The 14,700-nt window shown below is 70.7% G+C and carries 15 protein-coding genes; 7 read left to right on the forward strand and 8 right to left on the reverse strand.

Annotation, left to right across the window (positions count from 1 at the left end):
• The first annotated feature begins 47 nt into the window (after positions 1-47).
• Positions 48-950, forward strand: a complete 903-nt coding sequence (locus AC1DG4_RS10735; RefSeq protein ID WP_477381415.1) for a MerR family transcriptional regulator — start codon at positions 48-50, stop codon at positions 948-950.
• Between the two features lie 207 nt (positions 951-1,157).
• On the forward strand, positions 1,158-2,543 hold the full coding sequence (locus AC1DG4_RS10740) for a flavin monoamine oxidase family protein (protein WP_477381417.1): 1,386 nt from the start codon (positions 1,158-1,160) through the stop codon (positions 2,541-2,543).
• A 2-nt stretch (positions 2,544-2,545) separates the two neighbouring features.
• On the opposite strand, the gene AC1DG4_RS10745 is transcribed toward AC1DG4_RS10740, so the two are convergent.
• Complete coding sequence (locus AC1DG4_RS10745) at positions 2,546-3,262, reverse strand: Pr6Pr family membrane protein (protein WP_477381492.1); 717 nt, start codon at positions 3,260-3,262, stop codon at positions 2,546-2,548.
• 152 nt (positions 3,263-3,414) lie between these two features.
• Here AC1DG4_RS10745 and AC1DG4_RS10750 point away from each other — a divergent pair, with 152 nt between their 5' ends.
• Positions 3,415-3,822, forward strand: coding sequence for a fluoride efflux transporter FluC (locus tag AC1DG4_RS10750; protein ID WP_477381419.1), 408 nt, complete (start codon positions 3,415-3,417; stop codon positions 3,820-3,822).
• Entirely contained in the window at positions 3,819-4,184 is a 366-nt protein-coding gene (locus tag AC1DG4_RS10755; protein WP_477381421.1) for a fluoride efflux transporter FluC, read from the forward strand. The genes AC1DG4_RS10750 and AC1DG4_RS10755 overlap by 4 nt, the downstream gene beginning before the upstream one ends.
• Positions 4,185-4,255: 71 nt before the next feature.
• On the opposite strand, the gene AC1DG4_RS10760 is transcribed toward AC1DG4_RS10755, so the two are convergent.
• The gene (locus tag AC1DG4_RS10760) at positions 4,256-4,738 is read right to left on the reverse strand and encodes a nucleoside deaminase (protein ID WP_477381423.1); all 483 of its coding nucleotides are present in this window, start codon (positions 4,736-4,738) and stop codon (positions 4,256-4,258) included.
• Positions 4,739-4,894: 156 nt separating this feature from the next.
• Here AC1DG4_RS10760 and AC1DG4_RS10765 point away from each other — a divergent pair, with 156 nt between their 5' ends.
• Complete coding sequence (locus AC1DG4_RS10765; RefSeq protein WP_477381425.1) at positions 4,895-8,170, forward strand: efflux RND transporter permease subunit; 3,276 nt, start codon at positions 4,895-4,897, stop codon at positions 8,168-8,170.
• A gap of 235 nt (positions 8,171-8,405) precedes the next feature.
• Here AC1DG4_RS10765 and AC1DG4_RS10770 read toward each other — a convergent pair whose 3' ends face one another.
• From AC1DG4_RS10770 to AC1DG4_RS10790, 5 genes are all read right to left on the reverse strand, one after another.
• Positions 8,406-8,945 (reverse strand): YaeQ family protein, encoded by a 540-nt coding sequence (locus AC1DG4_RS10770; protein WP_477381427.1) that lies wholly within the window; start codon positions 8,943-8,945, stop codon positions 8,406-8,408.
• 11 nt (positions 8,946-8,956) lie between these two features.
• Positions 8,957-10,252, reverse strand: coding sequence for a serine hydrolase domain-containing protein (locus tag AC1DG4_RS10775; protein ID WP_477381429.1), 1,296 nt, complete (start codon positions 10,250-10,252; stop codon positions 8,957-8,959).
• 193 nt (positions 10,253-10,445) lie between these two features.
• Positions 10,446-10,940, reverse strand: coding sequence for a MogA/MoaB family molybdenum cofactor biosynthesis protein (locus tag AC1DG4_RS10780; protein ID WP_477381431.1), 495 nt, complete (start codon positions 10,938-10,940; stop codon positions 10,446-10,448).
• On the reverse strand, positions 10,937-11,407 hold the full coding sequence (moaC, locus tag AC1DG4_RS10785; RefSeq protein ID WP_477381433.1) for a cyclic pyranopterin monophosphate synthase MoaC: 471 nt from the start codon (positions 11,405-11,407) through the stop codon (positions 10,937-10,939). The genes AC1DG4_RS10780 and moaC overlap by 4 nt, the downstream gene beginning before the upstream one ends.
• A 23-nt stretch (positions 11,408-11,430) precedes the next feature.
• Positions 11,431-11,688, reverse strand: a complete 258-nt coding sequence (locus AC1DG4_RS10790; RefSeq protein WP_477381435.1) for a MoaD/ThiS family protein — start codon at positions 11,686-11,688, stop codon at positions 11,431-11,433.
• Positions 11,689-11,779: 91 nt separating this feature from the next.
• Between AC1DG4_RS10790 and AC1DG4_RS10795 the strand changes: the two genes are divergently transcribed.
• Positions 11,780-12,943: a ThiF family adenylyltransferase gene (locus AC1DG4_RS10795; RefSeq protein WP_477381437.1), complete on the forward strand. Its 1,164-nt coding sequence runs from the start codon at positions 11,780-11,782 to the stop codon at positions 12,941-12,943.
• The gene (locus tag AC1DG4_RS10800; RefSeq protein WP_477381439.1) at positions 12,940-13,350 is read left to right on the forward strand and encodes a molybdenum cofactor biosynthesis protein MoaE; all 411 of its coding nucleotides are present in this window, start codon (positions 12,940-12,942) and stop codon (positions 13,348-13,350) included. Before AC1DG4_RS10795 ends, AC1DG4_RS10800 begins: the two co-directional genes overlap by 4 nt.
• Before the next feature lie 145 nt (positions 13,351-13,495).
• Here AC1DG4_RS10800 and moaA read toward each other — a convergent pair whose 3' ends face one another.
• A complete protein-coding gene (gene moaA / locus AC1DG4_RS10805; protein WP_477381441.1) occupies positions 13,496-14,620 on the reverse strand; it encodes a GTP 3',8-cyclase MoaA in 1,125 nt (374 codons plus the stop codon).
• Between the last annotated feature and the right edge of the window lie 80 nt (positions 14,621-14,700).

Below are 14,700 nucleotides of genomic sequence, written 5' to 3' on the forward strand. Positions count from 1 at the left end.
AACGTCAACTTCTACGGTGGTCATATCGACGACGGAAGGAGGATCCCATGACGCACCGGGACTGGTCGATCCAGGAGATCGCACGGCTGACCGGCACCACCAGCCGCACCCTGCGGCACTACGACGACATCGGTCTGCTGCCGCCGACGCGGGTCGCCTCGAACGGCTACCGGCACTACGACCAGGGCGCGCTCCTGCGCCTGCAGCGCATCCTGCTGCTGCGCGAGCTGGGGCTGGGCCTGCCGGCGATCGCCGAGGTCGTCGGGGCGCCCGGCCAGCACCGACCGCCGCGTCCGAGCGCCGAGACTCTCGACGTGTCCGGATCCGCATCCGAGTCCGGATCCGGCGGGCGGGCGGACATCGCGATCGAGGCGGACGCCCTCGAGAAGCACCTCGCGCTGCTGCGCGAGGAGCAGGCAAGGCTGGCGCGGCAGATCGCGTCGGTCGAGAACACCATCACCACACTCAGAGAAGGAGGATCACTCATGCCTGACGACATGTTCGACGGCTTCGACCACACCCAGTACAAGGACGAGGTCGAGACCCGCTGGGGCAAGAAGGCCTACGCCGACAGCGACCGCTGGTGGCGCGGGCTCGGAGCCCAGGGGCAGGACACCTGGAAGGCGGCCGTCGCCGACCTCAACCGGAGCTGGATCGCACTCGCCGAGGCGGGAGCGGATCCGGCATCGTCCGAGGCGCAGGACGTGGCGCGCCGCCACGTCGACTGGCTCACGGGCATCCCCGGCACGCCTGACTACGGCGCGGCCGGCGATCGCAAGGCGTACGTCATCGGCCTCGGCGAGATGTACGTGGCGGATCCGCGCTTCGGCGCGAACTACGCCACCGACGCCGACCGGGCCGCGGCCGAGGGGGCGGCGGGAACGGCCGGCACGGCAGGCGCGGAGTTCGTCCGCGACGCCCTGCGCCTCTACGCGGAGGGCAACCTCTAGGACGCTCGAACGGGGTGGCCCCCGCCGGCGAACCGGGCTCGCGGTCGACCGTTCTCAGGATGGATTTCCCGGCAGGCTCGTGTTCGCGCGAACACGGGTCTGCCTACGGGCTTTCCTCCTGAGAACGGTGCGACGTCGTCGTGCAAGGCCTCGCTCGACGCCCCCGCACGACGCCCTCGCACGGCACCGGGATAGGCTGGCACCACGATGGGCATCTCGCGGCGAACCCTGCTCGTCGGCGCCGGATCCGGTGCCGTCGCGGTGCTCCTCGCCGCCTGCACGCCGGAGCCGCAGCCGACGAAGACGCCGACGACCGCCCCGCCTTCTCCGGTGCCGTCCGTGCCGCCGGGCGCCGCACCGGAGCCGACCGCCTGGATGCGCAGCACGTGGTCGACGGATGCTTACTCCCGCGGGGCGATGAGCTACCTGCCCGCCGGCGCGACGCCACAGCTGCGCAAGGATCTCGCCGTGCCGATCGGCGCCCGCGTGTTCCTGGCCGGAGAGGCCACGGACCCGGATCATCCAGGAACGGTTCCCGGCGCGATCGATTCCGGGCAGCGCGCCGCCGCCCAGCTCATCGCCGCCTCGGCGAGCGGCGAGCGCATCGCCGTGGTCGGCGCGGGCGCCGCCGGGGCCGCCGCCGCCCGCGCGCTCACCGATGCGGGGCGCACGGTGACCGTGCTCGAGGCGCGCGAGCGCACCGGCGGCCGGATCCGCTCCGTCGCCGACAAGGCCTGGCCGATCCCGGTGCAGCTCGGCGCGTGGCTCTCCGCGGGCGAGGGAGCGGGAACCCTGGGCGGCGAGCTCGCCGCACAGGGGGTCCACCGGGTGACGTTCGACAGGCCGGCCGGGTGGTCGAAGGACGGCGCCGCGCCCGCGATCGATGCGGGACCGCTGCGGAACGCCGTCGACAAGGCGGCGAACGCGCCCTCCGATGTGCCGATCGACGCGGCCCTCACCGCAGCGGGAGCCGACCCCGCCGATCCGGCGCTCGCCGCGGCCCTCGCCTGGGTGCAGGCGACCACGGGCGCCGACGCCGCGAAGGCGTCGAGCTGGTTCCCGCCGGCATTCGCCCCTGACGCGCTCGTCGGCGCCGACGGCGATGTCGGCGTGCTCGTGAACTCGCCGCTCGACGGCATCAAGGTCACGCTCGCCTCTCCGGTGACGCGCATCGCCTACGACGACTCGGGTGTGAGCCTGCGCCTCGGCACGGGCGAGTCGCTGTCGTTCGACCGGGTCGTCGTGACCGCTCCGCTCGGCGTGCTGCAGCATCAGGCGATCGAGTTCGCGCCTCCGCTGCCGTTCGGCCACCGAGGTGCGATCGCCGCGCTCGCCTCGGGATACGTCGAGACCGTCTGGGCGCAGTTCGACGAGGCCTTCTGGAAGGTCGACGCCGACCTCTGGCACGTGGTCGGGGGCGACGGTCCCATCCGCACCTGGCTGAACCTGCAGCCCGTGACCGGCAGGCCCGTGCTCGTCGGCCTGGTCGGCGGGCCCGAGGCCGAGGCCTTCGCGAAACTCGGGGACGGCGATGCCGAGGCCGCCGTCCGCGAGTCGCTGCGGTTCTTCGTCTCGGCGACGCCCACGCCCTGATCTCAGGCCGGATCCGGCGCGTCCCCGTTCCCGTCCGCTTTCGGTGTCCCGCCCGCTTTCGGTGACCCGCCCGCTTTCGGTGATCCGGGCAGATCCGTCCGGGCCATGGTGTGCAGCCGACTGAGCGCGACCAGCCCGCTGGCGACGAACCCGAAGATCGCGAGGGCGATCGCGCAGGTCACGATCATCTCGGGCGTTCCCGAGACCTGTCGCGGATCCAGGAAGTAGTACGGGTACCAGCCGACCACGCCGCCTCGCCAGATCGTGAACACGCCCCATGCGGCCGGGTACAACAGCACGTACGGCACGATCCGCCAGGACGCGGCACGCCGGCCGGGGCCGAAGACCCACGCGACGATCGTCCAGGCGGGCAGGACGAAGTGCAGCACGACGTCCGACCACGGCACCCAGATCGGGATGCCGTGCAGGCCCGCCTGCCACACGATCAGGGCGAACGCGAGGCCGGCGGTGATGGTCCAGCTGAGCACGACCGCCCTGGCCGTGGTGAGCCAGGCCGGATCCTCCGGCGTGCGCAGCGCGATGATCCCGGCGATGAGGGCGAGGATCGCGAACACGATGTTCGACTCGATCGTGAGGTACGCGAGGTAGTTCTGGCCGGCGATGGTCTGCGAGCCCAGGCCCCAGAACAGACGGTCCACGAGGGCGACTCCGCACACGCCCGCGGTGAGCAGACGCGACCAGCCGAAGGCGATCCTCATGGTCACTCGCGCGTCGTCCTCCTCGGCCGGGCTGTTCGACGGCCCCTCGGGTCGGGTCGCCCGCCACCCCGCCGAGTCTACGTAACCCCGATCGGAACCGTCCGGATCTCCGGGACGAGACTCCCGCACCGCCCCGGTCTAGGCTGACGGACGTGACTTCGCCCGTGCCGCTCCGTCTCGCGCTGGTCGTGGCGGGGGGCGTGATCGGTTCCGCCGCTCGGCTCGGGCTGGGCCTCGCGCTGCCACCCTCGGGCGGGAGCGGACTCGGCGCCGTCCCGTGGGCCACGCTCATCGCCAACGTCGTGGGTGCGTTCCTCATCGGGGTGCTCGCCGCCCGGCTGCCGTCGTCGAGCGGCGTCCGGATCCTCCTCGGCACGGGCGTGCTCGGCGGCTTCACCACCTACAGCGCCTTCGCGGTCGGCAGCGTCACGCTGTGGCACGTCCAGCCCTGGCTCGCCGCGGCCTATGCGCTCGGCAGCCTCGTGCTCGGCCTGAGCGCCGCGGCGCTCGGACTCGACCTCGCCCGGCCCCGCTCCTCGCACACGCAGGCGCACGGATGAACCCGCTGATCTTCCTGTACGCCGCGCTCGCCGGGGGTGTCGGCGCGGGCCTGCGCTACCTGGTCGACCTCGGCGTCGCGCGGCTGGTCGGCACCCGGTACCCCTGGGGCGTGCTCGTGATCAACCTCACCGGGTCCTTCGCGCTGGGCGTGGTCACGGGCGGCTTCCCCGGGGCGGCGTTCATCGTGGGCGCCGGCCTGCTCGGCGGCTACACGACGTTCAGCACGGCCATGCTCGACACGGTCGCGCTGTGGCGGGACGGATCCTCCCGGGCCGCCTTCTTCAACGCCGTGGGCATGCTGATCCTCGGCGTGCTTGCGGCCGTCGCCGGACTCGCGCTCGGCGCCGCACTCGGGAGCTGAGCGGAACCTCGCGGAGCGGAACCTTCCGGAGCAGTGAGAAGAGCGGAGCCCCGCTCACGCGGGATCCCTGCTCATCCGCGGGACTCGAGGTCGCTCGCCTCGACCCCGATGTCCTCGGCCCACAACTCGGGGCGCTCGCTCATCATCCGATCCATGAGCGCGATGCAGTCGGCGTCGTCGGCGATCACGAGTTCTTTGCCGTTCGAGCGCAGCCACGCCTCCGACTCCTGGAAGCTGCGGTTCTCGCCGATCACGATGCGCGGGATCTCGTAGAGCGTCGCAGTGCCGGCGCACATGTAGCAGGGCGAGAGGGTCGTGTAGAGGACGCTCTCCCGATAGACGCGTGCCGGCAGCCGGCCCGCATTCTCCAGGCAGTCCGTCTCGCCGTGGCGGATCACGCTGCCCAGTTGCACCCGACGGTTGCGGCCCACGGCCAGCACCTCGCCGTCGTGCACGAGCACGGCGCCGATCGGGATGCCGCCCTCCTCCCCGCCGATCCGGGCCTGTTCGACGGCCAGATCGAGGAAGCGACGATCGTCTGCGCTCAGCTGCATGGTGCCATCGTATTCACGCCGCGGCCGGCCGCCGGCGGGCCGCCACGGAGGATCCGGACGATGCCGGCGACGAGCCTGTGACGGGGGCGATACCCGGGCGCTCTAGAATCTGGCCTGTACGCCCGTTCTCCCGTATCGGGCTACGAAGGGGGACCCGTGTCGAAGCTCGCCGTTCTGAGCCTGCGCAACCGCGCCCTGATCGCGCTCATCACGATCGTGGCCGCGGTGTTCGGCGGCCTCGCGCTCACCAATCTGAAGCAGGAGCTGATCCCGTCGATCGAGTTCCCGCAACTCGCGATCGTCGCCAGCTACCCCGGAGCCTCGCCCGAGGTCGTCGAACATGACGTGTCCACCCCGATCGAGACCGCGATCCAGGGCGTGCCGGGCCTCGACACCTCCACCGCGACGAGCACGACCAACTCGTCCGTGATCCAGGCGTCCTTCGCGTACGGCACCAACCTCGCGACCGCCGAGCAGAAGATCAACCAGGCCATCGGACGCATCAAGTCGCAGCTGCCCGACGGCGTGGATCCGCAGGTCATCACCGCGTCGATCGACGACTTCCCGGTGATCCAGCTCGCCGTCACCGGCTTCTCCGACGCGGAGGCGGCGCAGCAGCGCCTCACGAACACGGTCATCCCGAAGATCGAGCGGCTCAAGGGCGTGAACGCCGCCTCCCTCGTCGGCGGACAGGGCAAGCGCCTCACGATCACCCCCGACAACACCGCCCTGCTGGCGGCCGGGCTCTCCTCGAGCGCGATCAAGGACGCACTGCAGCAGAACGGCACACTGTTCCCGGGCGGATCCATCACCGAGAACGACAACACCCTCACCGTCCAGACCGGTGAGAAGCTCACCAGCGTCGAGCAGGTGCGGGCGATCCCCCTGATCGGCGCTACGGTGCCGGGCGCCACGGTCGGCTCCGTCGCGAAGGTCGTCATCGACGGCGATCCGGTCACGTCGCTCTCGCGCGTCGACGGCAAGACCGCCCTCACGATCGCCGTGACCAAGCTGCCCTCCGCGAACACGGTGGAGGTGTCGAAGGCCGTCACGAACCTCATCCCGCAGCTCAAGAAGGATCTGCCTGGTGCGACGTTCACCACGGTGTTCGACCAGGCGCCGTTCATCCAGCAGTCGATCGAGTCGCTCGCGCAGGAGGGTCTGCTCGGTCTCGTCTTCGCGGTGATCGTGATCCTGATCTTCCTGCTGTCGGTGCGCTCGACGCTCGTCACGGCGATCTCGATCCCGACCAGCGTGCTGATCACGTTCATCGGGATCCAGGCCTTCGGGTACTCGTTGAACATCCTCACGCTCGGTGCGCTCACGATCGCGATCGGCCGCGTCGTCGACGACTCGATCGTCGTGATCGAGAACATCAAACGCCACTATGTCGGCGACGCCGACAAGAAGACCGCGATCCTCAGCGCCGTGCGCGAGGTCGCGATGGCGGTCAGCGCGTCCACGATCACCACCGTGGCCGTGTTCTTGCCGATCGCCTTCGTGGGCGACATGACCGGCGAGCTGTTCCGCCCGTTCGCTCTCACCGTCACGATCGCGATGGTCGCCTCGCTGTTCGTCGCTCTGACGATCGTCCCGGTGCTGGCGTACTGGTTCCTCCGCCCCGGCAAGCCTCTGCTCGACGAGAACGGCAGGGCGATCGATCCCGAGCACGAGGATGCGCCGCCGTCGCGCCTGCAGAAGGCGTACCTGCCGATTCTGCGCTGGACGCTGAAGCACTCCTGGCTCACGGTCGTGCTCGCGGTCGTGGTGCTGATCGGCACRGCAGCCGCGGCCCCGCTGATGAAGGTGAACTTCCTCGGATCCAGCGGCCAGAACACCTTCACGATGACGCAGTCGCTGGGCCAGTCACCCAGCCTCGACTCAGAGGACAAGGCCGCGCAGAAGGTCGAGGAGGCGATCAAGGGCATCAAGGGGATCAAGACCGTGCAGGTCTCGATCGGCTCGAGCGGATCCGCCCTGCGGGACGCGTTCTCCGGCGGCGGATCCGGCATCACCTACTCGATCACGACGGATCCGTCGGCGAACCAGGAGACCGTCCAGGCCGATGTGCGCGCGGCCGTGAAGAAGCTCGACGGCGTCGGCGACATCACGATCGCCGCCTCTCAGGGCTTCGGATCCAGCGACATCCAGGTGAAGATCACCGCACCGGACGAGAAGACGCTGAACGAGGCGACCGACGCGCTCGTCACCAAGCTCAAGGGCTCGGCCGGCGTGAATCAGGTCACGAGCAACCTCTCGGCGTCGCTGCCGTACATCTCGGTGCAGGTCGACCGCGCGGCCGCCGCGCAGCACGGCCTCAGCGAGGTCGCGGTCGGCGGCATCGTCTCGCAGTCGATGCGCCCGCAGCAGATCGGATCCGTGGAGATCGACGGATCCTCGCTCACCGTCTACCTGCAGGGCGCGAACCCGCCGACCACGGTCGACGAGCTGAAGGCCCTGACGATCCCGAGCCGGGCAGGGCTCATCCGGCTGGACCAGATCGCGACCGTGCAGCAGAGCGAGAGCCCGGCGTCGGTCACGACCCAGCGCGGGCAGCGCACCGCGACGGTCTCGGTCACGCCGAAGGGCAACGACCTCGCGAGCGCCTCGACCTCGGTGTCGAAGGCGATCACGAGCGCGAAGCTCCCCTCGGGGGCCGATGCGTCGCTCGGTGGCGTGGTCACGCAGCAGCAGGACGCGTTCGGCCAGCTCGGGCTCGCGATGCTCGCGGCGATCCTCATCGTGTACATCGTGATGGTGGCGACGTTCAGGTCGCTGCGCCAGCCGATCCTGCTGCTGAGCTCGGTGCCGTTCGCGGCGACCGGTGCGATCCTGCTGCAGATCGCGACCGGCGTGCCGCTCGGCGTGGCGTCGCTCATCGGCGTGCTGATGCTGATCGGCATCGTGGTGACCAACGCGATCGTGCTCGTGGACCTGGTGAACCAGTACCGCGAGAAGGGCATGAACGCGCACGACGCCACGATCGCCGGCGGATCCCGGCGCCTCCGCCCGATCCTGATGACCGCGCTCGCCACGATCTTCGCGCTCACCCCGATGGCCCTCGGCATCACCGGCCACGGCGGCTTCATCTCGCAGCCGCTCGCGATCGTCGTGATCGGCGGCCTCGTATCGTCGACCGTGCTGACGCTGCTCGTGCTGCCCACGCTCTACAACCTCGTCGAGGGTGCCAGGGAGCGCCGGGCCGCCAGACGTGCGGAGAAGGCCGGGGGATCGCCGGACGGCACGGGCGCGCCGGACTCGGAGGCGCCGACGGTGCCGGGAACGCCGTCGGGCGACGTGTCCCCGACGGCTGCGGAGCGAGAGAGCGAGCCGGTGACCGTCACGGATGCGACGGCGGACGAGCACCATCCGACCCGACGCGAGCTGCGTGACCACGGGAACCTCGGAGCGGCGCAGCCCGGGTCCGACTGACGCCGCTCCGGCGCAGGCATTGTCGGCTCGCGCTCGCACCGTTCTCAGGATGGATTTGCGTCAAGCGCCCGTGTGCACGTCAACAGGCGTCCCGCGGCAGGATCCATCCTGAGAACGGTCGCGCGTCGACGGAGGAAACGTGGATTCGACTCGCTGCAGCGGGCAGCGGGCAGCGGGCAGCGGGCAGCGGGCGGCGGGCGGCGGGCGGCGGGCAGCCGGCTCCGCACGCAGCCGGTCAGCCGAGTTCGTGCTCGTGGATCTCGGTCGTCAGCGACGTGCCGTTGAGGTCGAGGTAGAGCGTGCGCTCGGTGACGGTGAGAGTCACCGTGTTGCGGCGCTCGAGCAACGGCACGGCCGACTCGATGAAGCCGGGGTCGAAGCTGTAGACCCGGATGTCCTCGGCACGGTGGATCCGCTTGCCCTGCCACGGTGCCATGACCTTGGCCGGATCGCGGTGCGTGTAGACGACCGTGCGCTCGGCCAGGCGGCTGCCGTAGTGCAGGCGCTCGGCGTCGGGCGCGCCCACCTCGATCCACCCGGTGGTTCGACCGGTCAGATCGCGCACGACCACGGCGGGCTCCTCCGTCGAGGAGAGCCCCTCGCTGAAGGCCACGCCCTCGGTGAACTCCAGCCCGTAGGCGAGCAACCGGGTCAGCATGTACGCGTCGGTCTCGGAGGGATGCCGCGCCACGCGCAGCGAGTACTCCTCGTAGACGCCGCGGTCGGTATCCGCCAGCTGCACGTCGAAGGTGTGGATGGTCGCCCCAGTAGCCATAGGGGTCAACCCTACGGGGTGACGAGGCCTCGCCCCAGCGCGGTCGCGACGGCGTAGAAGATCGAGTCCGCCGGTGTCGCCCCGGCCGTTCCCGTCGGGCGGTCGCCGTTGACCTCGACGACGACCGTGGTGTCGGTGCGTGTGTCGTAGTAGAGCGCCGTGTTGTAGCCGGGGACCTGCCCGTTGTGTCCGATCCAGCCCTGCACGCAGTTCAGGCCGATGCCATAGCCCGAGGGCACGGGTATCGATGACAGTCGCTCGATCTGCGCCTCGCGAGGGAGCAGGCCCTGTCCGGTGCCGAGAGCGCGTCCGTAGACGAGCAGATCGTCGACCCGGCTGACGATCTCCCCGGATGCGCCGGCCTGAGACACGTTCCACGCGGTCGCGTCCCTTGTCGGCGCGAAGGGGCTGATGGCGCCGTCGACGATTCCGAGGTTCGTGTATCCGTGCGCATGCGGGTTGGGCATGACCGCGCTCGCCACGGGGTACGAAGTGTTGGCCATCCGGAGCGGATCGAAGATCCTTCGCTGCAGCTCCTCGGCGAGACGGTGCCCTGTGACCTTCTCGATGACCTCCCCGAGCAGGACCGTGTTGGTGTTGGAGTAGTGGAACTCGGCTCCGGGCGCAGACGTCGGCCCCATCGCGAATGCCGTCGCCAGCCGCTGGTCGACCGTCCAGATGATGCTGTAGTCGGTGAGGTATAGCTTCATGAACTCGGGGTCGTCGGTGTAGTTGGCGATGCCGCTTGTCATGTTCGCCAGCTGGAGGATCGTGATCTCGGATCCGTTCGGCACATTCGGCACATACCTGCTGATCGGATCGTCCAGCGACAGCTTCTTCTGCGCGACCAGCTGCATGATCATCGTCGTCGTGAACGTCTTCGTCACTGATCCGATCCGGTGGTACACGTCGGAGGTCAGCGGCTCTTCCGTCGTCAGATCCGAGACGCCGTAGGCGCTGACCCAGGTGCCTTCGGGAGAACGCACCGCGACGACGGCGCCGGGCGCCCCGGTCGCGGCGAACGCCGCAGCGGCAGCGGCGTCGAGCGGCGCGGAGTGCGCCGCCGGCAGCTTCCCGGTGGCTGCGGTTCCCTGCGTGCGATCGATCACCGACGCGGGGTCGGGGACGCACGCCGACGGATCGATCGCGGCGGTGGACGGCGGGCGGGTCGAGGGCGGCGGTGCCGTCCCGTTCGCGGTGCATCCGGTCACTGCGATCAGGGCGCCCACCAGGACCACCACGCATGCCGCACGCCCGCGTCGGCGCAACCGTGGTTCCCTGGCGCGCATGTGCTGCGAGTCGATCATCGGAGTGAACCGCCCCTCGTCGCCGAGCGCTGCACCCAGCACATCGCCCTGTTGAGCACACCGCCCTGTTGAGCACACTGTAGGGGTGCGCGATGATCGCGTCGATGGCGGAGCGTCGTTGTTCCGGCCGGGTCGTTCCGGCAGGACGGGATCCCGCGACCGCCCGCGGTGCGGCGGACCCTGCAGACCGGTGTCAGCGGTGGCCGCCTCGGCCGCTCAGCTGGGCGAGCAGATGGTCGAGGACCGGATCCAGCACGGCAAGGCCATCGCGCACGCCCCCTCGAGATCCTGGCAGGTTCATCACGACCGTGCGGCCGGCGACTCCGGCCACGCCGCGGGTGAGCAGCGCCATCGGGGTCGCGGCGAGGCCGCGGCGGCGCAGCTCCTCCATGAGGCCGGGGATCTCGCGGTCGAGCAGCGCCGCGGTCGCCTCGGGGGTGCGGTCGTCGGGGGAGAGTCCGGTGCCGCCGGTCGTGAGCAGCAGATCCGGCGCGCCGTCGAGCGCGGCCGCGAGAGCGTCGGCGACGGAGGCGTCGGCGACGACGACCGGATCCCCGGTCGCGAATCCGCGCTCGGTGAGCCACGCGCGGATGATCGGTCCGGTCTCGTCGGCGTACACGCCCGCGGAGGCGCGTGTCGACACCACGAGCACGGTCGCGGATCGGGCGGGCGTCTGCTCCGCGGTCACTCCGCGGTCCAGTCGCCGCTCTTGCCGCCGGACTTGGCGAGCACGCGGATGTCGCCGATCACGGCGTGCTTGTCGACGGCCTTGACCATGTCGTAGAGCGTGAGCGCCGCGACGCTCGCGGCCGTGAGCGCCTCCATCTCGACGCCGGTCACGCCCTTCGTGACGGCGGTGGCGATGATTCGCACGCGGTCGCCCTCGGGCACGAGGTCGACCTCGACCCGGCTCAGCGGCAGCGGGTGGCAGAGCGGGATGAGCGCGGAGGTCTGCTTCGCGCCCATGATCCCGGCGATGCGCGCGGTGCCGAGCGCCTCGCCCTTGGGCAGCGATCCATCGGCGATCTGCGCGACCACGGCGGTGGTCGTCTGCAGTACGGCCTGCGCTCGGGCCTCGCGGCGGGTCACGGCCTTGTCGGTCACGTCCACCATGTGTGCGGATCCGTCGGCCCGCAGGTGCGTCAGCTCGCTCATCACGTCTCCAGACTCGTGCGTGCTCAGCCGCCCGCGAACGGGGGCAGGATGTCGACCGTCTCGCCGAGGGGGCGGGCGTCGTCGCGGCTGACGGTGCCGTCGACGAGGAAGGATCCGGACTTCAGCACCTTCGCCATCGGCTCACCGTACCGCCCGAGCAGCTCGGCGCGCAGCGCGCCCACGGTCGCCAGGGCATCCGGGCCGTCGACGCTCAGCTGCTCCTGATCGCGTCCGGCGGCCTCGGCGGCCGCGGCGAAGTACCGCACGGTGATGGTGGCCATGTCCTCAATCTAGCCCGTTCTGCGGAAAGGAGCATCCGCATCATGGAATTCAAGCGGTCACGTGGGGCATTCCCCGCGTACACTCGATCCTATGATCGCGCTCGTCGAGCCGGGGCCGGAACTGCCGCCCGAACACATCGCCCGGTACAGCCGCCAGCTCATGCTGCCCGGCTTCGGCGAGATCGCTCAGCGGCGCTTGCGCGCGGCCCGCGTGCTCGTGATCGGCGCGGGCGGGCTCGGCAGTGCTCTCGTGCCCGCGCTCGCCGGCAGCGGCGTCGGCACGATCGGCGTCATCGACGACGACGTGGTCGAGCTGTCCAACCTRCATCGCCAGCTCAGCCACGGCGTGGAGGACATCGGCCGCTCCAAGGTCGGCTCGCTCGCCGACACCGTGCGCGACATCGATCCGGGGATCCTGGTGCGTCCCTATCGCGAGCGCGCGACGGCCGAGACCCTTCCGGGCATACTCGCCGAATACGACATCCTCATCGACGGCAGCGACAACTTCCCCACCCGCTACTTGGCTGACGACGCTGCCCGCCTCGCCGGGAAGCCCCTGGTCTGGGGATCCATCCTGCGCTTCCAGGGGCAGGTCGGCGTCGCCGTGCCCGACGCCGGGTTCCGCGACCTCTTCCCCGTGCCGCCGGCTGCGGATGAGGTGCTGTCGTGCGAGCTGGGCGGCGTGCTGGCGAGCCTGTGCACCGCGATCGGATCCTTCATGGCGACCGAGGTCGTCAAGCTCATCACCGGCATCGGCGAGCCGCTCGTCGGTCGCGTGCTGTTCTACGACGCGCTCACCGCGCGCACCCGCGAGATCGGGTTCGAGCGCGCCGACGACGCGCCGGCCGTGGACGGGCTGGTCGACTACGAGCTGTTCTGCGGCACGGTCGCGGGCGAGGACGTCTCCGCGCTGTCGGCCGCCGAGGTGCTGCGGCTGCGGCGCGAGGGCGGCGTGCGACTTCTGGACGTGCGCGAGCCGCACGAGACCCTGCTGCGGAGCATCCCGGGGGCTGTGGCGCTGCCGCTCGGTGCGCTCGAAGGCGGTGCGCCGATTCCCGGGATCTTCGGCGACGGGCCGGTCGTGGTGTTCTGCGAGAAGGCCCCGCGCTCGCAGCGTGCGGTGCGCGTGCTGCGCGAACGCGGCATCGACGCACGCTACCTCGCGGGCGGGATCAGAGCCTTCGCCGCTGTCGGCGGCGAGACCGAGGGCGTGGGCGCGGGCTCTGCGCCGAGCGACCGGACGGAGTCGGAGTGAGCGAGCGCGCGATCATCAGCGACGAGCCCCTGGACGAGGCGATCATCCGGGCGGCGGTCGGCGACACCGCGCACGGCGCCACCGTGATGTTCTGCGGCGTGGTGCGCGATCATGACGGAGGGCAGGCGGTGCGCTCCCTGGACTACCGCGCGCACCCCGACGCGGAGCGGTTCCTCGAGGAGATCGTGGAGCGCGTGACGGCGGAGACGGGCCTGCTCGTCGCGGCGGCGCATCGGGTCGGCGACCTCCGGATCGGCGACGTCGCCCTGTTCGCGGCCGCGTCGGCGGGCCATCGCAAGGAGGCGTTCGAGGCATGCGAGCGCCTGGTCGAGGAGATCAAGCGCGGCGTGCCCATCTGGAAGCGCCAGCACTATGCCGACGGCGTCTCGGAGTGGGTCGGACTCTGACGGCCGGCGTGCCCCGCGGAGCGCGGTGCGCCACCTGGCGTCGACGCCCCCTCTGGTCACCGAGGCCCCCTCGCAGACGCGACTCCCGGAGGGGGCGCGGATGCTCAGAGGGGGCGCCGACGGAGGTGGCCCCCGCGAGCCCGGCTCAGCCCCCGATGTAGCTCATCTCGATGCGGTCGCGGGCGGCGCGCAGCTCGGGGGTGAGGCTCGATCGGATTTCGGAGTAGCGGTCGTCGCGCACGCCCCAGATCCGCGCGAGCGTCGCCGTGAGCTCTGCATCGTCCGCGCCGCCGCGCAGCAGTGCGCGCAGGTCGTGGCCCTCGGTCGCGAACAGGCACGTGAACAGACGCCCCTCGGTGGAGAGGCGGGCACGGTTGCACGTTCCGCAGAACGCGTTCGTGACCGAGGAGATCACGCCGATCTCCCCGGATCCGTCCACGTAGCGCCAGCGCTTCGCGGTCTCGCCGGGGGCCGCGGGGGCGACGGGCTCGAGGGGGAACCGGGCGTCGATCGTCTCGACGATCTCCGCGGAGGGGACCACCTCGTCCAGGCTCCAGCCGTTGGTCGCGCCGACGTCCATGTACTCGATGAAGCGCAGCACATGACCCGTGCCGCGGAAGTGCTCCGCGAGGCTCAGGATCTCGCCGTCGTTGAGTCCCCGCTTGACGACGGTGTTGAGCTTCACGGGCATCCCGGCGGCTTGCGCGGCGTCGATGCCCTGCAGCACGCGCGCGACGGGGAACTCCACGTCGTTCATGCGACGGAACAGCTGATCGTCGAGGGAATCGATCGACACGGTGACCCGGTCGACGCCCGCCTCCTTGAGGGCCTCGGCCTTGACGGCGAGAGCGGATCCGTTCGTCGTCAGCGCGATCTCGGGCTTTGCGCCGTCGAGCGTACGCAGGGCGGCCAGTCGCGCGACCAGCTCTTCGATCCCGCGCCGTAGCAGCGGCTCCCCGCCGGTGAGGCGCAGCTTGCGGACGCCGTTCGCGAGAGCGGCACGGGCGATCCGCTCGATCTCCTCGAAGGTGAGCAGTTCATGCCGTTCCAGGAATACGTAGTCGCGACCGAACACCTCGCGCGGCATGCAATAGACGCAGCGGAAGTTGCACCGGTCAGTGACGGAGATCCGCAGGTCGCGCAGCGGGCGATCCCTGGTGTCGAGAACGCCGGTCGAGGGCAGCCGCCGAGCGCGCGGAGGAACGTCGGGGGACGAGCCGGCGCGCGCCGGAACGGCATCGGTCTCGAGTGATCGCGGCGAGATCGTCATCGGTCGGCCCCCTTTCGATGGGCAACCGTAGCACTGCTGCGAGAGGACGGGATCCGCGCAGCGCAACACGAGGCCGCCGG

The organism is Microbacterium sp. 05N427 (assembly GCF_056397105.1).